The following is a 19,553-nucleotide window of genomic DNA, read 5'->3' as shown; positions in this document are numbered from 1 at the left end:
CCACAGGCTAACCCCGAGTTGCGGCGGCGGGTATTGCCGACATACGCCGCCAGGTGCGGCTTGGGCGCCCGCGCCCACCGTCGGTCGTCTCCCCCGTCGATTTGAGCCTGGCTTCCATATACCGGCGGAACGTGTCGCGCATGGGCTCCTCTCCCAGCACCGCTGTGTGGAGTCCCCGCAGCTCAGCCAGTGTGAACGGCTCGTCCAAGAGCGCACTTGGGTCCGGCTCCGCCCGGTACTCAGCGCGCACCGCCTCGACCGCAGCGGCCACGATCTCCCCCTGCTCGTAGGGCAGGCCCACGAGCACCGAAGCGTCGTCGGCGGGAGCCAGCCGGACGCCGCCGTGCGTCAGAGCCGCCGCCAGCTCCGCGACCGGCACCATATCCACGTGCGCCACTGAGAGGACCCAGCCACGCGGGTCGCGCGAGGGCTTGTCGAATACGCGCAGTTGTCGGGGCGACCGGCCCACCACCCCCGCCTTGTCCCGCAGCGACCTGAGCACCGCATCGGCAAGGGTCTCCCCCGGATGGAGGAAGGTGCCCGGCAGCGCGCCGCCGGCCAGGAGCACCGCCAACCGGCCGTCGTCGACCGTGAGGACCGCCGTGTCCACCGCGACGCTGGGCCGCGGGTAGTCCTCCAGTCGCTTGCCGTGCTCGTCGCGCCACACCATGGGCATCAGAATATTCGCACTCTTGCGCAAATTGCCAGCCGTACCCTACAGTCTGATTTAGCGCAGATCAGCGCAAAATGCTTCGGCCCCGAGGAGGCGCCATGCAGTTCCCCCAGCTCCACGCCGGCATCGGCCGGCAGTTCGGCCCGTTCACGATCTTCCCGGTCTGGTCGGACGCTCGGGGCAAGCTCGGCCTCAGCACCGGTGCCCACGCCCAGCTGCAGGTCACCGAGCTCGCCAGCGGCCCCGAGGTCAACCGCCTCACCGTCCGCAACGCGGGGCCAAGATCGGCCCTTCTGGTCGAGGGCGAGCTCCTTGAGGGCGGCCACCAGCACCGTGTCGCCGCCGAGAGCCTCGTGCTCGGCGCCGGCGAACAGGCCGACGTCCCCGCGTTCTGCGTCGAGCAGGGCCGCTGGGGCGGCCCGAGCGCGCAGCACGGGCGCCGCGGCCGCCGCGCTCCCCTGCACGTCCGCGCGGAGCTCGCGGGGTTCGGCGGCCCGGGACACGGCGACCGCCACCCGGACCAGGGCCGCGTGTGGCAGCGAGTCGGGCGCTTCGCGTCGGAGGTGAGCGCAACCGGCTCCCTCGTCGAGGCGCTTGATGCCACCCCGCGCCCCGACCTGGAGGTTCCGGGCCCGCTCGAGGGCCAGCGTGGCGTCGTCATCGGCCTGGCCGGGCGGGCGCTGATGCTCGAGCTGTTCGGCACGTCCACGATGTTCGCCCGGCACTGGGCACAGCTCGCCGACGCGCTGCGCTTCGAGGCCGGCCACGCGCTCGAGCTCCCGCAGCACCCGACGCCCGGCCACGCCGCCCGTGACTTCGTCGCCGCGCTGCCCGCCACGGCAGACCCGTTGATCGCGAAAATGCGGGACTACGGCGATGAAGCCTCGACCTACGCGCTCCGAGGCACGGCCGGGCGGATCGCCCTGCGGGGCCTCGGGCTCCGCGGCGAGTTCCCGCGGCCGTTCCAGATCGCACACATGAGCGCCTGGGACGCCACCCACCCCTTCGTCACTGCGTGACCTCTCCAGCACCCATCAGCCCTCGAACCCAAGGAGCCCCTATGAACCTCTCCCCTCTCCAGAACGACCGCGCCGCCGGCACCCTCGTCGCCATGGCCGCCGGCGACGCGCTCGGCGCCGGCTACGAGTTCGGCAGCCCCCTCCCCGACGGTGCCCCGGTCGCCATGATCGGCGGCGGCCCCTTCGGCTTCGCCCCCGCCGAGTGGACCGACGACACCTCCATGGCCCTCCCCCTTGCCGAATGCCTCCTCGGCCAGGCCGCCGCCGTCGCCGCGGGCGAGACCATCGACTGGACCCCCGCCGTGCGCGGCTGGGCCTCCTGGGCGCGAGACGCGAAGGACGTGGGCTCCCAGACCCGCGCCGTCATCTCCGCCGCGCGCCGTCTCGCTTCCGCAGAACCGGTGGTTGAGCGCAGCGAAGCGGAGCCGAAACCCGACGGCGACCGCTCGCCGTCGTCCGCGGACGTCACCGCCACGCACTTCACCGCCGCGGCCGCCGAGTTCCTCGCCCGGACGGGTCGCGGGGCGGGGAACGGCTCGCTCATGCGGACGGCGCCGGTGGCGCTCGCGTACCTGGGCCGGCCGGAGGAGGAGCTCGCCCGGGCCGCGGCGGAGGCCTCGGCGCTCACGCACGCGGACCCCGACGCCGCCGACGCGTGCGTGCTGTGGTGCCTCGCGATCCGGCGCGCGGTGCTGACCGGCGAGCTGGACGTCCGGGCAGGGCTGCCGCTCCTGGCGCCCGAGCGGCGCGCCGTGTGGGAAGAGCGGATCGCGGTGGCGGAGGCGTCGCGGCCGGCCGACTTCCCCAACAACGGCTGGGTGGTCGAGGCGTTCCAGGGCGCGTGGAGCGCCATCGCGTCCACCGCCCCGGCCCACGCGGGGCCGGCGCACCTGCGGGCCGCGCTCGAGGACGCGGTGCGCGGCGGGCGGGACACGGACACGGTCGCCGCGATCGCCGGCGGCCTGCTCGGGGCGGCGTACGGGCTCTCGGCGGTGCCGTTCGAGTGGCGTCGGCGGCTGCACGGCTGGCCGGGGCTCGGTGCGCTGGACCTGCAGCGGATGGGGATGGAGCTCGCGCACGGGGAAGGGCGCCGCCCGTGGGCGTGGCCGGCAGCGGCCAGCTTCGACCACTCGGACTACGTGTCCCCCTCGGCCACGGAGGTGGTCGAGCACCCGGCCGACCCGGGCGTGCTGCTCGGCGCAGCGCCGGCCCTGCGGCGGGACGACTACGACGCCGTCGTGAGCCTGTGCCGCGTCGGCTCCGAGGACGCCCGCGTCCCGGCGGCCGAGCACGCCCGGTTCTGGCTCATCGACTCGGCCGTCCCGGAGTACAACGCGCACCTCGAGTTCGTGCTCCAGGACGCGGCCGACGCCGTCGCAGCCTTCCGCGCCGAGGGCAAGCGGGTGCTCCTCCACTGCGTGCGGATGGAGTCGCGCACGCCGACCGTGGCGGCGCTGCACGGGGCGAAGGTTCGCGGCGTCTCTGGGCTGGAGGCGCTCGAGGAGGTGCGGGCAGTGCTGCCTGCTGCGTCACCGAACCGGGCGTTCATGGAGGTGCTGCGTGGCCTGTGAGTGCCGCTGACGAGAAATGTCGGACCCACGCGATAGGAGTTTGACCATGAGCACCTCACCTGAGCTGGGGATCGCGGCTGAGCTGACCTTCCAGCAGCGCAATGCGCAGATGGTCGAGAGGTATGCCGCCGGCGAGACGCTCGAGTCCATCGGCGCCAGCTCCGGCGTGACCCGCGAGCGGGTGCGCCAGATCGTGGCGAAGCTCGGCGGGGCGACCGCCGAGGAGTCCCGGAAGCAACGCCTGGCTGCACGGGAGTCCGCGAGTGCGGCCGGGCGAGCCGCGTTTCTCCTCGAGTACGGCCAGCTCGCCCGTCGCATCGCGGCGACCGGGGCAACGCGGCCCGAGGCCATCGAGCGCCTCCAGTCTGTCTATCCCACCATCGACGCGGACGTCGCGGACGAGGCGCTGAAGGAATCGGACATCGTGTTCGACAAGCAGGACTCGGACAACATCTTCTCGGACGAGGCCATTGCAGCCGGCATCTGGTACCTGCTCGGCTCAGAGCTCGGGCTCGCCCCCGACCTGGAGCGCGCAGCCACGGATCTTCCCCTGGCGCTCATCTCTGAGCTCCGGTCGGTGCTGGCCGAGGCCGCCCTCGAGCCTGAGCATGTTGCCACGATCCTCGGGGTGGTCGCGTCCGCACAGGCCCACGTCGAGGCGCATCCGGACGCGACGATCACGGGGAAGCGGTACGGGACCCTCCGGGAGGAGCTGGTGACGGTCATGGGCTTCGAGTCCCGCAAGGGCGCCACCCCGTGGCCGCCGACCCGCCAGACCGTTCAGAAGCGGTTCGGCGGGTGGAATGACGGCCTGGCTGCCATCGGCCTCGGGACGAGTGCGCGGGGACGTTCCAAGGGCCTGCTGAAGTTCACCGAGGACGATTACCGGGTGGCCATGCGCGACTTTGTCGCGGATGCCGATCGGAAGAAGACCGTGGAGAGCTACCACGAGTGGGTCATCGTCGAGGCACAGGCTGGCCGGGCCCGTCCGTCCGTGGCGTCCATCCGCAACGTCTTCAGCAGCTGGGGCGATGCGCTTCGCTCTGTAAGCTCGGCCGACTGAGAGGCGAGAAATGTCGAATGAACTACGCCGGGAACTGCTCGCGGAACTGGGGCGTATCCACTCTGAGTGGTCGCAGGAGGTAACGGAGGCCGCAGCCGAGAATCCGGTGGATGTCTCGCGGTATTTGGACGGCGGAATGCACTACGCGGACGTCGCGGCGACGTGGGAGCAGGAGGCGGGCTTCCAGCGGCGGACCGCCCACATTCAGGCAGAGCTCAGGGCGATGGAGTCCGCTGGGCCGAGCCGTGCCCCGGACCCGACGAACCGAGCGGGCGAGCTGGAAAGTGAAGATCAGCCGTCCCCTGTGATCTACCGGCGAGAGCCAGACCCTAACAACCACCACTACAGCCCGTCGGTGGACGAGGTTGAGTTCAATAGGACACGGCTTGTAGACGGTGTCCGCTTCTTCCTCGCACCCACGGGGAAGGTGGCGCTCGCCCTGCTCAAGGAGGTCAGGGCTGAGGGACGCCTCTACTTCAGGGATGGCAAGAAATGGGTGCCTCTTCCCCACGGCCTCCGGGTCATGATCGATCAGTTTCCCCTGATCGAGGTCACCCAAGATGCCACCGCGGCGTGGGACGAGCGAGATGGCTTCTCGTACGTCTTTCTTCTAGAACTTCAGTCATTCCGGCTGACGAGAGGATTCAGCTGGTGAGCCGCCGTCGACAGAAGCACGGTCCGAAGCGTTCCGCGTGATACGACAACTTCATGACCACGGGCCACGTCTTCGTCCTCCGCGCCGACCTGCTGAATCTCAATGCCGATGCCTGGCTGCTGCCGACGGATCGGTGGGTAGAGATCGAGCCGGGGTGGATGTCCCGCGATGCTGGTCTTCATCGTCGTGCAGACGACGCCGCTCCTGACGACTTCCGGCGCGGGGACACCCTCGCCTTTGCAGTGCCCACGCTGCAGGTCGGCGAGCCGATCCCGATCGCGACAGCGGTCCCTTCGGACAACCATTGGGGGCCCGAGCAGGTGCGGGAACGCGTACGCGCCTTCGCACAGGCAGCTTTGGAGGCGCTTCCCGAAGCGAGCAGCAGACGCTCATTGCGACTCTTGGCCTTGCCCTTCCTCGGCAGCGCGGGCGGCTCTGCAGAGGATCTGACGGCCCAGATGCGTGCCCTGCTCGAGGCGAGCCGCGAGGTGGCGAGGGAGAAAGCGGTGGACGTCGCCGTCGTCGTGCGCGATCCTGCCGCATACACCCTGGCCCAGGCGCTTCGCCGCGACCATCCCGGCGAGTGGTGGGAAGAGCTGGATGCCGGCATCAGGGCCCAAGCGGAGGAACTCGGCCGCAAGGCTGGCCTCGGTCGGATCGTGCCGTTCCTGGGCGCGGGCGTGAGCATGAGCGCCGGGGCCCCTTCGTGGGCGGAACTGCTCGCTGACCTCGCCGTCCCGCTGAACCTCTCCGCGGACGAACTGAAGGAACTCCGCAGCCTCAACCCACTCGATCAGGCAAGCCTCCTTGAAACGCTCTATGCCGAGCGAGGAGTCACCACCGACTACCGGTCGAGCATCGCCGAGCGTGTGGAGGTCCCCCGGTACGGACTCGCGCCAGCGCTTCTGGCATCCTTGCCGTCCGAGGGTGCCATCACGCTCAACTACGACGGGCTGTTCGAGAAGGCCTGCGACGACGCAGGCGAGCCGCGCTTCGTCATCCCGAACGAATCGGGAGAGGGCCGCTGGCTCCTGAAGCTGCACGGGGACGCGAAGAAGCCGAAGACCATCGTCCTGACGCGAGACGACTACCTCGGCTTCAATGCGAACAGGGAAGCGCTGTCTTCGCTGGTGAAGGCTCACCTCATGACGCACCATCTGCTGTTCGTGGGATTCGGCCTCGCCGACGACCACTTCCACGAGATCGTCCACGCGGTGCACCGGGCGCTTCCCGAAGGCGGCAAGCGCGAGCTGGGAACGGCCATCATGGTCGCCGCCGACGGCCTCCATGCCAAGGCCTGGGAGGGCCGGCTCGCCATGGTGCGCATGACGCCGGATCCTGTCGCCAAGGCCGACTTCGGGGTGGCTGCTCGCAGGCTCGAGATCTTCTTGGACGCGATGATGGCCCATGCGACCCAGGAGCACACCTATCTGCTCGCCGAGAAATACGGCGAGAGCCTCGCTGCACACGACCGGGAGCTGCGGGAGGATCTGCTCACGCTCGTTGCCAAGCATGGCGGCTCGGACAGCCCCGCGTGGGCCGTCGTAAAGACGGCGTTGGAAGGGCTCGGGCTCCCTGCTCGCATCCTCGAACAACCGTTGGTACCAGTACGTTGAGGCCGCCGCTATACGGTCGTGCCGCCGCCACGGGCAAGTCGCACTACCGCGCGAATTGTCTCAGCCGGAATTGAGCTGTTCAGCGGGACGTTTGGGCGACGCGCCGTTGCGCCGCGCTCGGCGAACTCGCGCGCCGCGTCAGCGAATTCCGGATAGTTGCCGACGTCGCGCATGAACCTCTCAGCGAATGCTTCGTGGCCGTGGCCCAATGCTCGCCCGAGATCAAACTCAAGCTCCACACCCCCGGATCGCAGTGAGTCGGGGCCGCCATAGAGTCGCACGTAGAGCCAACCAAGACGGCCACCATCCGCGTTGATGGGTATGCGGGCAGCGGGCTCGACTACTCCGGTGACGCAAACATTGGGACGCCCCGCCTCATCAAGGAAAGCGTCAAAAGGATCAATCGCGTCCGGTGCAGCCTGAGCGATTTCCTTCTCCAGCCGTGGGAGAGTCCATGCTTGGTCCTGCCGCATCAGGACTTCCTTCCAAACGCTGGGAACGGCATATCAGCGTGCGGGCAGTCTATTGACCGACGCGCAGGCGCGGAAGGGTCGGACTGGCCGCGGAGCGGTACGACGGCACGGTAGCCTTCCAAAGGACTTGAGGGAGGGAATCATCTGATGGACATTCTGAGCGGCGTGAACAGCGAGTGGCTGAAGAACCTGACGTGGATCGCGGCGGTGGTCGCCGGGCTGCTGCTGGTCCTGTGGCGGTACCGTCGGCCTGACCTGGCCGCCCTTGGCGCTGTCCTCGTCTTCGCCGCGGCCAATATCGCAGCCGGCGTATACGTCCTGTTCCATCTGGGAGATGGACGCTGGGGCGGCGACGCGCACGAGCGGCTCGTCGCTCCCACGCTCGGCGGCACCCCGATGATTGGCCAGTTCCTGAAGCCCGTGGACGGGCTCCTGAGCGGACTCGCGGACGGCGTGAACGAGTTCAACGATGTCCAGGCCGCCCTCCCCGTGGCCGCGGGCTTCCTCGCCTCGGCGGGCTGGGCCTTCGCCATCGCGGTGCCCCTATGCATCGCGTCGCTCGTGGTGAGCTTCTTTGTGGCCCAGCGTCGAAAGGCCGAATTCCTTCGGGTGACGCGGCAAGTCCAGGACCTCAGCGCCGAAGTAGCCGAGCTCAAGCGGCTTGTCGGCGCCCCGGTCGGAGGCCGCGCTGCCGGAGCGGACGACGGCGGGTTCGCGCCCGCCGTCGTCCGCTAGACCCCGGCCGCGTGCCGGTAAGATTCTCTCGGGGCCCGGACTTCTCCGGGAGCATCATTCGCATCATGGGGAGCCGACGGTGGACAACGACATTCAGCTGATCAGCGACGGGGATGGTCTGGCGGTCATTGGGGAGTCGGGTGCAGTCGAGCGATTCCTCGCTTCTGAGGGCCTTCCTTCGCGTGAATTCAGGAGGCCAAAGCTGGGCTCGGTCTTGGGGATCGCAGCCTCAGCCGCGCAGGCGGGTTCGGAACTGTCGGCCAACTCCGGCCGATGGGTGAAGATCACCGAGGAATCCGCTCAGCTCGTCAAGAAGTATGGGCTCATGAAGAGTTCTACGACGGGCCTGAATCTTGGTGTGGTTCAGGCAGCCAACGGCCAGATCAAGGGCATCGTGCAGTTTGCCGGAGGAGCCGCTCTCGCCACCAATCCTGCAGGGCTCGCACTTCTCGCCGCCCAGATGCAACAGGCCGCTGTGCAGCAAACCATGGACGAGATCACGGACTATCTCAAGACCATCGACGAGAAGGTCGACGACATCCTCCGCGCCCAGAAAGATGCGGTACTCGCGGACATGATCGGCGTGGACTTCGTCATCGAGGAGGCCATGACCATCCGCGACCAGGTGGGGCGAGTCTCCGAGGTCACGTGGTCAAAGGTGCAGGCAACGTCTGCCACCATCGCACGGACCCAGGGGTACGCGCTGCGTCAGCTAGATGCACTCGCGGACAAGGTCGACGACAAGGCCAAAATTGGGGATCTCGCCAAGGTGTCTAAGGAAGTAGAGTCCAAGGTCCACGAGTGGCTTGCGATCCTTGCGCAGTGCTTTCAGCTGCAGGACGCGATTGCAGTCCTAGAACTTGACCGAGTGCTAGATGCCTCTCCGGATGAGCTCAACGAGCACCGTTTGGGCCTCAAGACCGCGCGGCAGAATCGACGGAAGCTCATCTCAAAGACCACCGAGCACATGCTGCGCCGGATTGATGCGGCCGCAAAGTGGGCGAACACGAGGGTGCTTCTGCACCCGACGTCGGCGCGCTCGGTGGTGACATCGAGCAACCGCACCGCCACCGGCGTCATCGACTTCCAGGAGCGGCTAGGCATCGAGAGCAGTATCGAGCTTCGCGAGACGCAGCGATGGGTTGACGCGGTTGCGGATGTCAGGGACAAGGTGATCGACACCGGTGCCGAGGGCGTCGACGCCGCAAAGCAGTTGGGCGACGATGCGCTCGACCGCGTCAAGTCCACCAAGAACCGGCTCTCCACCGGGGTTCGGGCCTTCCGCGCGGCGATCAAGGAAGAGGAGCGCGCCGAGGAAAGCTGAACGTCGACGCCGGGCGAGATGTCAGGCGTGCAGCCGAAGGTGGCTCTCCCAATATTTGCTCAGCGTCGCCGCCCATTCCGGACTCAGCTTGTTCCCGCTCGCTTGACGCTTAGTCACGTAGGCGTACAACTCGGGCTCCTGCTCAGGGATCGGCATAGCGTGCTCTTGGTCGAGCACGTGGTCCCACTCGATCCGGACCCTGTTGTTGTAACCCACCTCATCGGCGCTATGTCTAGGGGCATGATAAACCGTCCCAGAAGCACGCCCTGAGGCAATGACGGACCACGGCTTCACCGCCGTGCGGACTAGGAAGACTCGGTCACCCTCCTCGATGCCATGAACCCGAGTTCCGGTAGACCACCAGTCGCTGACCGTACCATTTGCCGAGATCTCTGCTCGCAGCACCGGGATCTCCGCTGCAAACTCTCGGAACGTGTCCGGATTCCAGAGCATCAGGAAGGTTTCTGTCGCCATGAGTAATTCTAGGAAGCCACATTTCAAAATCACGAGAGCAGACGGCTCCGATTATGCCGTTGAGCTGAGATCCGGATTCACCCAAGACGGATCTCATTGAGCCAACCGAAGCTTGAAGGTCGGCCCTAGAGCGGTGGGCAGGACGAGGCCGGCGCGGCGCACTGACTCCCTTCGACTCAGACCCCAGCCTGATTAGGAACGCCACGTCACAGCCTGAACAACCGACTGGGCGAGGCGCTCGACTGTTCGGGCTACAGCGGGGGCATGGCCCTCGTCCAAGAAGAGCTCGCGCTGTCCCACAGTCACTCGAGCAATCTCAGCCCCACGTGGTCCACGCAATGGTGTCGAGGGCTTCTCGGGTGACCGCATCCCGGTCCGTCTCGGCCGCCGGTGTCCCCGTGACCGCCGGGAGGTAATCAGCGACAGCGTCCTCGGGCATGAGCGAACCGTACCCCCTCACGGCGGCGGGCGGGGGTGCACCGAGGATGAGCAGCACCAGCGGCCTGCGATCCGCCGCGGCAGCCTTCGCCGCCACGAACTCCTTGGCCAGCTGCGTCGGCTGGAACGACGATCTGCCCTGGCGCTTGGCTTCGATGAGCACGTAGCTCGACGGTCCCGAGAGCTCCGCGTCCGGCTGGACCGTGACCCCGAGCAGCGGGGTCAACTCACCGGGGAGGAGACCAACCTCGGCGGCCTCGATCTCGGCCGCTGCGAGGGCGCGTGCGGCATCGGCACCGTTGGCGCTCCTCAGCACTTCTCCGAGGAACACGTCCCTCGGGAGGTAGGAGAGCGGCATCAGGACCTCAGCCGTCAGGACGTTCTCGAGGCGGCGGCCGCCGCTGCGGTACCGAACGGCTGTCTCCCGGGAGATCTCCTCCAGGAGTCGGCCGATGAACGACGTATTGCTCAGCTCGGGCGGCATGTCGCCCGAGTACCGACGCTGCGCTCGCAGAGGTCGGGTTCGCCGCGCGCCGACCTGAGGGCGCCGGGACTGCGGCCCGCGCCTCGAAGGGTCCCGGGAGCGCAACCGAGGGGACGACGGCGGGTGCGCGCCCGCCGTGGTGCGTCCCTGAGCGCGTCCAGTCAGGGCGGTGCGGGTGACAGAGTCACCGGCGTCAGTCGGTGCAGCGGCGCTCGATCTCTTTCAGGATGCTCAGGCGCCGTGCCTCGAATAACGCAAGGCTGTTCTTCCGGTAGCGCTCGTAGGTCGGCAGGTCCGAGGGCAGTGCCGGTGTCTTGAAGTCGTCGAAGGGCAGCAGGAAGCGCACCGCACCGCGCTCGTCGATGAAGTCCCCTAGGACGAAGTGGTCGACATACCCGGCGAAGGAGCCGAAGAGCTCGAAGAAGCCGGCATGGCGGTCCAAGGTCGAGGCCAAGGGGCTCGGGCCGCCGTCGTAGAAGCGCCTGATCGCTTCGAGGGTGAGGTCCCACCGGTCCTGGATCCGCGGGTGGGTGCCGCGGTTCTGGTTGATGCTGCCGCGCGAGACGGGGAAGACCATGAAGCCGCAGATTGTGTAGGAGCGGCGCAGGAACGCGTCGTTGACCTCCTTCGGGAGCTGCTCGTAGAGGCGGAACAGCTTCCGCCGGTGACGGGTCGCGATGGTGTCGCTTCCGAGGACGATGCGTGTGCCGTCCGCCTCGTACACGAGGTAGGGCGAGAGGGCCCGTCCGGGATGGAGTTCGAAGGGGCGTCCATCGGGGAGCGGCTTGCTCCAGAGGAGCTGGTGATATCGCCGAAGAGTGGGGCTGTGGCTGTCGGGGTCTTTGTCCGGCGGCGTGTCATCGAAGAAGAAGTAGTCGACGTCAATTTCACAGAGGGCGCACATGACCGGAATATAGCCAGATTATCGGCGTCGATGAGGGTGGCTCGCTGTTTGTGCAGATAGATGCACGACGGCGGTCGCGCACCTCTCGTCGTCTGCGGACCACCGCGGGTGCCCAGTGGCGCCGAGGGCGACGATGATGCCGAGGAACTCGCACAAGGGCTCAGGGCAATTCGTTCCACCTTCTGCCCGTTGCTGGGTTCACACGGTTGTCATGGCCGGGCATGAAGCGGGAGCGGCGCCCCGCTGGCAAGTTGCCGCAGCCGCACAGACACGCGGCGCGGACCGCATCAGACGCGATGGGCTTATCCGCAGAATCACTCACAGTCCGTTCCCGGGCTGAGGTCTCGTCGCGGCGGTATCTCTCGGCCAACGTTTGGACGGGGACAAGCATCGCGTCACTTCCGTCGCCGACCCACGAGTGCCGTCCCTCGAGAGCGATGAGCCCCGTCAGCGCCCCCAGTGCGGCGTCGACCTGGTCAAGGCCTACGAGCAAATCGGTGTCCACCCCTTGCTCGGTCAGCAACTCTCGACGGATCTGAGCCTTATCGGTGAACACTCCGACATGTCCCATCAGTGCGACTGCCGAGGCATGCGGGTAGTACTCGGCTGCTTTTCCAAGGACCTCCCCGCCGGTGTACCGCGGATACCGGTAGGCCAAGGCGCTGTAGACCCTGAACCCGTCTTTCATCCAACTATGGAAAGGACTGGCTTGGTCGGCCGAAGGCGTGGCGTACAGATTGATTCCGCGGCGATTCAATTCCACTTCGGTAGGACGGCGGTGCCCCGGAACCGCCCATTGCGACGGCGAGTCAATGCAGACGACGTCAGGCGAGATCGCGTTCACGATCCGTGCGAGCTCATCGAGGTCCCGGAGGTGCCTCGCGGTGTGGAGGACCTCGCGTGAGACGTCCAAGGCGACGAGGTCGAGCCCCCTGCCTGCGAGTAGCCCGACGTCGATGCCCACCGCCACGGTCGCCATCCCCTGAGTGTTCATCTCAGGGAACGCGCGGTCAACCAGGTGCACCACCTGGGATCAGGCGGTTCCCGCCCAGCAGACCCGAACCCAGAGACGGCGGGTGCGCACCCGCCGTCGGCGTGGTTTCGATTCCGCTTCGCTCCGCTCAACCACCGTGGCTTCGCTCAACCACCGACTGGCTGCAGCAGCCCACTGAACTGCCTGGCCCCGCCCCCGAGCATGGTCAGGTCCGAGCCGGCGACGATGTAGCGGTAGCCGCGCGCCACGGCGTCGGCCGCGGCCTCCGCCGAGCCCGCGAAAATCCCCATCGGCACCCCACGCGAAGCGGCGGCCGCCTCGATCGCCTCCGCCGCCGCCCGCATCGGCGCCGAGTCCAGCTCCCCCGGCGTGCCGAGGTCCACCGACAGGTCCACGGGCCCGATGAACGCCACATCCAGGGCGGCCATCGCGGCGTCGATCCCGTCGGCGTAGTCGGCGGTCTCGAACTGCCCCACGGCCAGCACCGTCGAGTTGGACCGCTCAAAGTGCTCCGCCAGCGAAACCCCCATGCCGTAGTCCGCCGCCGGCTGCGCCAGCGAGACCGACCGGGTCCCGAGCGGCGGGTACGAGACCAGCTTCCGCAGCTCCCCCGCCGCGGCGCCGGAGCCGCGGGCGAGCTGGATCCCTGCGGCGCCGGCCTCGAGCAGGCGGTTGATGTCCCCCCTGTCCAGGGCGGGGACCCGCACCAGGACCGGGAGGCCGCGCGCGAGGCCGGCCCGCACGACGTCGCATGCCTCCCCCACCGACATCTGCGAGTGCTCGTAGTCGCAGACCACGAAGTCGAAGCCGGAGAGGGCCAGGATGTCCACGATCTCGAACCGCGGGATCTTCAGGAACGTGCCGAGGACGGGGCGCTCGGCCATCAGCTCGCGCAAAGACACAGGCAGCGACATCAGATCCCCAGCAGGTCGGCGGGGTTGTCAGCGATGAGCCGGCGCACGTCCTCCTTGGACACGCCAGCGTCCAGCAGGCCGCGGACCATCCGCGCGTAGGCGTCCACCGGCAGCGGGTTGTTCGCCTGGCCCAGATCCGAGCCGAGGAGCGTGCTCTCCACGCCGGCGGCCTTGACGAAGCCCAGCAGGGTGTCGAGGCCCCACTGGTAGAAGGAGGTGCGGTCGTCGTACTGGCAGATCGAGTGCTCGATCCGCGCCCCGAGGCCCACCCAGCGGCGCACCCGCTCGGGCTCGGCGCCGATCACGAAGTTCGGGTGGTTCACGAGGATCCGCTTGATGCCCATGGAGGAGGCCTGCTCGATGAGCCGCTCCGTCTGGTCGGCGTCGAGGTGGCCGCAGGACATGATCGCGTCGTGCGCCTTGATGACCTCGAGGATGTCCAGGACCTCGGGCTTGAGGGCGCCCTCGGCGTCGAGGATGCCGATCTCGGTGGTGTGGCGCAGGCCCAGGTTGTTGGTGGGGAAGCGCATGTTCTGGCCCTCGGCCTCGTGCACGCAGATGTGGGCGTGCGAGGAGATGGTGGGGAACCAGACCATCCGGCCGCCCTGGGCGAGCGCGAGCTCGGCCGCGTACGGGTTGAGGCCGCCCACGTAGTTGTTCAGCGCGACGCCGGAGACCACCGGGATCGGCAGGCCGCCGAGCGCCTCGGACGCCGCGCGGATGTCCGTGACCATCGAGTGGTGGTGGCTCTTGACCAGGATCGCGCGGAACCCGGCCTCGTGCGCCTGCCACGCCGCCTCGGCGATGGGCAGCCGGCGCGGGAACGGCGAGGGGCTCGGGTGGACGTGGAGGTCGACGGCGCCGTCCAGGATCGCGGCGACCTCCGGGTCGTCGATGGTGACGGGCTCGTGGCCTTCGGGCTTCAGCATCGTTGCTGTCCTTCCGTTGGTTCTGCCCTCGAGGGGCATTGACAGTGACCGTGATCACGATGCTACGCTCGTTCCACATTGCGCACAAGCTGTTCCGAAAAACGGAACACAAGGTCAAAGGAGATCGTGGTGTCCCTCAACGAATCGCTCTACTCGGAGGTCGTCAGCTTCGACGACGTGCCGCTCGAAGTCGCACGTCCGGGCATCACCCGCAAGGCCTACGCCACGGACGAGGTCATGATCGTGTGGAACACCGTGGAGAAGGGCCTCGAGCTCCGCCCCCACTCCCACGAGGACTTCGACCAGCTCGTGTTCATCCTCGAGGGCGAGGCCGACTACTACGTGGACGGCGTGGCCCACCGCATGGGCCCGCGCGACCTCATGCTCGTGGAGCGCGGCAAGGAGCACTACATCGACGTGACCTCCGGCCCGTGCGTGAACATCGACATCTTCGTCCCGCCGCGGGCCGACTACGCCCACCTCACCGCGTGGGTGGCGAACCTGGCCAACAGGGAGCCGCTCACGATCGGGGCGCAGTCATGACGGCGCCTGCCCTGCACGGCCACACTGGGACCGTGAGCAGCGCAGCTTCGGGCCACGAGCGCCGCGCCGTAGTGGGCGCGAGCGCCGGGTTCTTCATCGACATGTTCGACATCTACCTGCCGGTGATCGCGCTCGCCCCGGCGATGGCGTTCTTCACCCCCGCCTCAATCAATGCGGGCACGACGGCGATCCTCGGCGGCCTCGTCTTCGCCTCCACCCTGGTGGCGCGCCCACTGGGGTCCATCATCTTCGGCTGGCTCGGGGACAAGGTGGGACGCAAGAAGGCGACCGTCGTCGCCGTCGCCGGCGCGGGTGTGGCGACCGGGCTCATCGCCGCGCTGCCGGGCTACCAGAGCGTCGGGATCGCCGGGGTGGTTGCGCTGATCGTGCTGCGGTTCATCGGCGGGGTGTTCCTCGGCGGCGAGCACACCGGCGCGGTGCCGCTCGCGATGGAGCACTCGGCCAAGCGGAACCGGGGCCGCAACGCGGGCCTGATCGCGCTCGGGTTCCCGTCCTCCTACGTGGTGATCTCGGCGCTGACGCTGCTCGTGCTCACGTTCGCCCCGGCCGGCAGCCCGGCCTCGGCCTACTCTCAGTGGGGCTGGCGGATCGCGTTCATCGTCGGCGCGGTCATCTCGATCGGCTTCGCCATTGCCTACGCCCGCGGCGTCGAGGAGAGCCCGGCCTGGGAGAACACCTCCACCAAGCGGGTCAACCCGTTCAAGGAGCTCCTCGCCGGGCCGAACCGGAAGCCGCTCGCGCAGGCGTTCCTGCTCATGACCGGCGTGTGGTTCTCCTCCAATGCCTCGATCGTGATCCTGCCGCCCACCATCGCGACCACCACCGGGCTCAGCGCGGTGCAGGTCTCGACCCTGATGATCATCGCGTTCGCCGTGGTGACCGTGGCATACCCGCTGTTCGGGATGCTCTCGCAGCGGATCGGGCGCCGGCCGTTCTTCGTCCTGTGCGGCGTCGGCTCGCTGCTGGCGATCCCGCTGTTCGTGCTCTTCGCCTCCGGGGCGGTCAGGGGCTTCTGGGCCGCGACCGTGGCCGTCGCCGCGATCGCGCTCCTGGGAGTGCCGGCGTTCGGGGCCATCGGGGCCTACATGTCCGAGCGGTTCCCCGTGGAGATCCGGGCGACCGGGTACGGCGTCGGCTACTCCCTGGCGCTCATCATCCCCTCGTTCTACGCCTTCTACATGGCCGCGCTCTCCGGGCTCATGCCGCTCAAGCTCACGCCCACGGTGCTGCTCGCCGTCGGCGGGATCTGCCTCATCGTGGGGGCTCTGTGGGGGCCCGAGACCAAGGACCGCAACCTCGCCGAGCACACGGTCGCCGTCGGGCGCCAGCCGTGACGGCCGCGCCGGCGCGGGGCAGCTCACGGGCTAGAGTGTGGGCTATGCCAACGGAGAGGGATGACGCCGCGCCGGCCGGCGGGCTGCAGGTGGTGAGCCGGAGCGCCCAGATCCTGCGGATGTTCAGCTCCGACCGCACCGAGGTGCGCATCAACGACGTCGCCGAGGAACTGGGGATCGGGCGGACCTCCGCCCACCGCTACCTCCAGTCCCTCGCCTCCGAAGGGTTCCTGCAGCGGATCAACGACAACGACTACCGGCCCGGGCCCCTCATCATGGGCATCGCCGCCTCGATGCTGACCGGCCCCAAGATCATCGACGTGGCCGAGCCGCTCCTGGCCGCGCTCGCCGAGCGCACCGGCCAGACCGCGGTGTTGGGGCTCTGGACGGGCTCCAGCGCCGTGGCCGTCGCGTCCAAGGAGCCGGCCGGGAAGTCGGTGAACATGACGGTGCGGATCGGGGCGCCGCTCGGGCCGCAGTCCGCCCAGGGGCTCGCATTCCTCGCGTGGGGGTCGCCATCCGTGCGGGAGCGGGCGCTGGCGAAGCTCGGGGCCGCGCGGGGCGAGGTGGAGCGGAAGCTCGCCGAGGCGCTGGCTGTCGGGTTCGCGGTGAGCGAGGCCGTGATCGACGGCGTCGCGGCGGTCGCTGCCCCGGTGTTCGACGCCGGCGGGAGCGTGATCGCGACCCTCGCCCTCGTTGCCCCGGTCGGGGTGCTGGACACCGCGGCGGACGGGCGGCACATCCCCGACCTCAAGGCCTCCGCGGCCGCGCTGTCGGGGCTGCTCGGGGCGTCGACGGCGGCGTAGGTCTTCTGGTTCACGCACGACGCCGGTGACTCGCCTCTGGGGGACCCACCGGTCAGGGGCACGTACATGAGAGCGACGCGCTGGTCGGCCACCGGGGCTTTCCGGAGTGTCCCAGCTCGTCCTAGGAGCGGAGCACCCGGTTGAACCAGGGGAAGGAGACATCGTCACCCTCGCCGAGCTCCAGCACCGGCAGGTCTGCGGCGTTGATCGCTTTCCGACACCACAGCACTGCGTTCTTGTTCCACTCGATGACTAGCCGGCCCTCCAACGGGGCGAGCAGGTCACAGGGACGCAGGTCGAAGACGCGCCAAGGGCCGCCCTGCTCGCCAGGCGCCAGGCCTTTGTTCTCGAACACGCTCCAGAGGCGGGACCTCCGCTGACCATCGGCGATGAAGATCACCCAGTATTTCGGGGGCGTCTCCGGGATCAGCCGAGTCGAATGAGCCTGCTTCCTGGTGTTCCCGAGAACCCGCTCGGCGGTGACGTCTCCGGGGCCCTGCAACTGCTCGGGATCGCCTGGCACGAAGGTATGCCGGATCAGGAGGAAGTCCTCCAGCCCGATCGGGGGATGATGGCGCGCACCAATCCGGGTGAGCACGTCGCCGACTGTGAAGTTCGGGATCGCTCGGAGCGCGTCCGTGGTCGTCGAAGTTCCTGCTGCGACGACGTGTCGGTTCTGCTGTGCATCCACCCGGTCACCATAAGGGAGCATCGAGCGTCCTCGCGCCATGGCGCCCCACTCTGACTCGGTGTCGCGCTCCGTCGCACCTCTCGGAATCCCGGAGGTAGCTGCGGCCTGTAGACGGAACTGCACCATGCGGTGACGTTGTCCCCTTGCGGGCCCCGCGGGTCGCTCGGGACGCTGGACGCATGAAGAAGGTGCTCACCGCCTTCGGCGCGTCCGCTGCGGCGGCCATCGCCTGCCTCGCAGCCCTCCGCCCGCTGTTCAGGCATTGGGGCGCGAGCCGTGCCGAGGTCAGCGGCCCCTACCCGGGGGCGGACATCGTCCCCGACGGCGAGCGGGGCGCGACGATGGCCGTGACGGTCGATGCGCCGCCGGAGGCTGTCTGGCCCTGGCTCGTCCAGCTCGGGGGCGACCGTGGCGGCTGGTACTCGTGGGACCGGCTCGACAATGGCGGCCGGCCGAGCGCCGACCGGATTCATCCCGAATGGCAAGACCTCAAGCTCGGCGACACCGTCAAGTACTGGACCAAGCGCTACGGAGCGGTGGACGCCTGGACCGTCGCCGTCCTCGAGCCGAACCGCTTCCTCGGACTCCACGGGCTCAGCGACCTCATGGGGCGGCGGCTCGACCCCGCGCAGCCTCGCCCCTCGGCCTACACGGAAGGCCTCTGGGGCTTCCAGCTCAAGGAGCTCCCTGGCGGTAGGACGCGCCTCGTGATCGGCGGCTACGAGACCTTCCGGCCGCGAGCAGCCCGCTGGCTGCTCGCGGAGTGGATCTTCCCGCCGATCGTGTGGGTCATGCAGGCCCGGATGCTCGCGGTTCTCAAGCGCAATGCCGAGCGGACCTGGAAGCATGCCAGCTGACCGTCGTCGTCAGTGAGCGGGGTCCTAAGGACCACCTCGAGGCTCTAGCGTTCGCAGGCGACCCCATCGTGGTCACGGTCAAGGTCGATGCGGTATCCGGGCCGGCCCGCGTACAGCGGGGCCGCGCCGGTGCGCGGGCGGCTCGGAGAGCTAACGCGCTCCATGGCGGGTGCGAACGGCTTGGCCGAGTACCACCAGTACGAGCGGACTCGTCGTCCACGTTTGCCAGGGCTGCCCTCGGCCTCGTCGCGTCACCGCCCTTCGTCACAGACCAGCGAACGGCGGCGGGAAGGAGCCGTCCTCGTCCCCCCGGTCGACCTCGTTCAGTTACCGCAGGCTGCGCAACGGTTCGAGCTGGCGATGAAGAGGAGGGGAGCCCCTGCTGTACGCACAAATGCGTATTCAATGGCACCTTCCGGCGCCCGACAATGATGGTGCCAATAGGTCACGGATGAATCGAGCGTTGCCATGTCCGCCATCGAAGAAACCACCTTCACCGGCCACCCGAGGAGCATCAGGCACCGAGTCGTTAGCGCCCTGGCCGCCTGCGCACTCTCCGTGGCGGGGGCCGGTGTCGGCGCCGTCCCGGCGGCTACAGCCCTTGCGGGGCATGCGGTCGCCGCAAAAAGCGTCAGCTATGTCCAGCAGACCGCCGTTACGACGTCCTCCAACCACGTCATACTGGACCTGAAGAAGAAGAAGCGCCGGTGACTGAAGACAGAAGTCCGAGTTGCCCCTTCGCTTCGGTGCCGCCGATCCGGGTCGCACACCCCAGCATTGCGTAGGCATTATCCAAGCGCTTCCCCGGGGTTCGGGGGACAGGCCTGAGCAGAGGTGCCACCGCGCCATCGCGAGACCGAGGGGCCGAAGGGCCGAGTGGTCATGAAGAATCACACCGAGGGCGACGTGCGCCAATAACTCCGCAGAGTGCTAGGCGAGAGTCATCACCTGAAGAAACACGGGCGAATCCTGCGCGATGGGGCCACTTTGCGCGCTAACACCGACAGAACTGGCGAGCGGACGACGGCGGGTGCG

22 protein-coding genes are annotated in these 19,553 nt (G+C 68.4%); 12 read left to right on the top strand and 10 right to left on the bottom strand.

The annotated features are described in order from the left end of the window. Positions 1–7 precede the first annotated feature (7 nt). The gene (locus J2W20_RS11720; RefSeq protein ID WP_307006789.1) at positions 8–670 is read right to left on the bottom strand and encodes an NrtR DNA-binding winged helix domain-containing protein; all 663 of its coding nucleotides are present in this window, start codon (positions 668–670) and stop codon (positions 8–10) included. A gap of 101 nt (positions 671–771) precedes the next feature. On the opposite strand from J2W20_RS11720, the gene J2W20_RS11715 reads away from it, so the two are divergent. The 5 genes from J2W20_RS11715 to J2W20_RS11695 are packed head-to-tail and all read left to right on the top strand — an operon-like array spanning position 772 to position 6,597. Next, positions 772–1,692 carry an ARPP-1 family domain-containing protein gene (locus tag J2W20_RS11715; protein WP_307006788.1) on the top strand — a complete coding sequence of 307 codons (921 nt, stop codon included), beginning with the start codon at positions 772–774 and terminating at the stop codon, positions 1,690–1,692. A 41-nt stretch (positions 1,693–1,733) separates the two neighbouring features. Further along, a complete protein-coding gene (locus J2W20_RS11710; RefSeq protein ID WP_307006787.1) occupies positions 1,734–3,263 on the top strand; it encodes an ADP-ribosylglycohydrolase family protein in 1,530 nt (509 codons plus the stop codon). A 46-nt stretch (positions 3,264–3,309) separates the two neighbouring features. Further along, positions 3,310–4,326: a hypothetical protein gene (locus J2W20_RS11705; RefSeq protein WP_307006786.1), complete on the top strand. Its 1,017-nt coding sequence runs from the start codon at positions 3,310–3,312 to the stop codon at positions 4,324–4,326. A 10-nt stretch (positions 4,327–4,336) separates the two neighbouring features. Next, the gene (locus J2W20_RS11700) at positions 4,337–4,981 is read left to right on the top strand and encodes a hypothetical protein (protein WP_307006785.1); all 645 of its coding nucleotides are present in this window, start codon (positions 4,337–4,339) and stop codon (positions 4,979–4,981) included. A 53-nt stretch (positions 4,982–5,034) separates the two neighbouring features. Next, a complete protein-coding gene (locus J2W20_RS11695; RefSeq protein ID WP_307006784.1) occupies positions 5,035–6,597 on the top strand; it encodes an SIR2 family NAD-dependent protein deacylase in 1,563 nt (520 codons plus the stop codon). An 8-nt stretch (positions 6,598–6,605) separates the two neighbouring features. Here J2W20_RS11695 and J2W20_RS11690 read toward each other — a convergent pair whose 3' ends face one another. Further along, positions 6,606–7,070 carry a hypothetical protein gene (locus J2W20_RS11690; RefSeq protein WP_307006783.1) on the bottom strand — a complete coding sequence of 155 codons (465 nt, stop codon included), beginning with the start codon at positions 7,068–7,070 and terminating at the stop codon, positions 6,606–6,608. A gap of 147 nt (positions 7,071–7,217) precedes the next feature. Between J2W20_RS11690 and J2W20_RS11685 the strand changes: the two genes are divergently transcribed. Further along, positions 7,218–7,805, top strand: a complete 588-nt coding sequence (locus J2W20_RS11685) for a hypothetical protein (RefSeq protein ID WP_307006782.1) — start codon at positions 7,218–7,220, stop codon at positions 7,803–7,805. A 79-nt stretch (positions 7,806–7,884) separates the two neighbouring features. Next, entirely contained in the window at positions 7,885–9,129 is a 1,245-nt protein-coding gene (locus J2W20_RS11680) for a hypothetical protein (RefSeq protein ID WP_307006781.1), read from the top strand. A gap of 21 nt (positions 9,130–9,150) precedes the next feature. On the opposite strand, the gene J2W20_RS11675 is transcribed toward J2W20_RS11680, so the two are convergent. The 6 genes from J2W20_RS11675 to J2W20_RS11650 all read right to left on the bottom strand — a co-directional run bounded on the left by J2W20_RS11675 (position 9,151) and on the right by J2W20_RS11650 (position 14,266). Next, a complete protein-coding gene (locus J2W20_RS11675) occupies positions 9,151–9,603 on the bottom strand; it encodes a hypothetical protein (RefSeq protein ID WP_307006780.1) in 453 nt (150 codons plus the stop codon). Positions 9,604–9,919: 316 nt separating this feature from the next. Beyond that, the gene (locus J2W20_RS11670; protein WP_307006779.1) at positions 9,920–10,525 is read right to left on the bottom strand and encodes a hypothetical protein; all 606 of its coding nucleotides are present in this window, start codon (positions 10,523–10,525) and stop codon (positions 9,920–9,922) included. 193 nt (positions 10,526–10,718) lie between these two features. Next, positions 10,719–11,429 carry a DUF6994 family protein gene (locus tag J2W20_RS11665; RefSeq protein ID WP_307006778.1) on the bottom strand — a complete coding sequence of 237 codons (711 nt, stop codon included), beginning with the start codon at positions 11,427–11,429 and terminating at the stop codon, positions 10,719–10,721. Positions 11,430–11,589: 160 nt separating this feature from the next. Beyond that, the gene (locus J2W20_RS11660) at positions 11,590–12,408 is read right to left on the bottom strand and encodes a DUF429 domain-containing protein (RefSeq protein ID WP_307006777.1); all 819 of its coding nucleotides are present in this window, start codon (positions 12,406–12,408) and stop codon (positions 11,590–11,592) included. Between the two features lie 161 nt (positions 12,409–12,569). After that, positions 12,570–13,337, bottom strand: coding sequence for an HpcH/HpaI aldolase family protein (locus J2W20_RS11655; protein ID WP_307006776.1), 768 nt, complete (start codon positions 13,335–13,337; stop codon positions 12,570–12,572). Further along, complete coding sequence (locus tag J2W20_RS11650; protein ID WP_307006775.1) at positions 13,337–14,266, bottom strand: DUF6282 family protein; 930 nt, start codon at positions 14,264–14,266, stop codon at positions 13,337–13,339. Before J2W20_RS11650 ends, J2W20_RS11655 begins: the two co-directional genes overlap by 1 nt. A gap of 129 nt (positions 14,267–14,395) precedes the next feature. Here J2W20_RS11650 and J2W20_RS11645 point away from each other — a divergent pair, with 129 nt between their 5' ends. From J2W20_RS11645 to J2W20_RS11635, 3 genes are read left to right on the top strand one after another with little or no spacing between them, the layout of a single operon-like run. After that, positions 14,396–14,809: a cupin domain-containing protein gene (locus tag J2W20_RS11645; RefSeq protein WP_307006774.1), complete on the top strand. Its 414-nt coding sequence runs from the start codon at positions 14,396–14,398 to the stop codon at positions 14,807–14,809. Positions 14,810–14,841: 32 nt separating this feature from the next. Continuing rightward, entirely contained in the window at positions 14,842–16,164 is a 1,323-nt protein-coding gene (locus J2W20_RS11640) for an MFS transporter (RefSeq protein ID WP_307006773.1), read from the top strand. 44 nt (positions 16,165–16,208) lie between these two features. Continuing rightward, positions 16,209–16,970 (top strand): IclR family transcriptional regulator, encoded by a 762-nt coding sequence (locus J2W20_RS11635; RefSeq protein WP_307006772.1) that lies wholly within the window; start codon positions 16,209–16,211, stop codon positions 16,968–16,970. Between the two features lie 121 nt (positions 16,971–17,091). Here J2W20_RS11635 and J2W20_RS11630 read toward each other — a convergent pair whose 3' ends face one another. Next, on the bottom strand, positions 17,092–17,661 hold the full coding sequence (locus J2W20_RS11630) for a hypothetical protein (protein ID WP_307006771.1): 570 nt from the start codon (positions 17,659–17,661) through the stop codon (positions 17,092–17,094). A gap of 179 nt (positions 17,662–17,840) precedes the next feature. Here J2W20_RS11630 and J2W20_RS11625 point away from each other — a divergent pair, with 179 nt between their 5' ends. Further along, entirely contained in the window at positions 17,841–18,518 is a 678-nt protein-coding gene (locus J2W20_RS11625) for a hypothetical protein (protein ID WP_307006770.1), read from the top strand. Positions 18,519–18,562: 44 nt separating this feature from the next. Here the strand turns inward: J2W20_RS11625 and J2W20_RS11620 are convergent, their stop codons facing one another. After that, on the bottom strand, positions 18,563–18,682 hold the full coding sequence (locus J2W20_RS11620) for an excalibur calcium-binding domain-containing protein (protein ID WP_307006769.1): 120 nt from the start codon (positions 18,680–18,682) through the stop codon (positions 18,563–18,565). A 304-nt stretch (positions 18,683–18,986) separates the two neighbouring features. On the opposite strand from J2W20_RS11620, the gene J2W20_RS11615 reads away from it, so the two are divergent. Then, positions 18,987–19,229: a hypothetical protein gene (locus J2W20_RS11615; protein ID WP_307006768.1), complete on the top strand. Its 243-nt coding sequence runs from the start codon at positions 18,987–18,989 to the stop codon at positions 19,227–19,229. Positions 19,230–19,553: the final 324 nt, after the last annotated feature.

It is taken from the genome of Sinomonas atrocyanea (assembly GCF_030812675.1).
GTDB lineage: Bacteria > Actinomycetota > Actinomycetes > Actinomycetales > Micrococcaceae > Sinomonas > Sinomonas atrocyanea_B.
The sequence above is the reverse complement of the archived record's forward strand: the minus strand, read 5'-3'. Positions and strand labels throughout refer to the sequence as shown.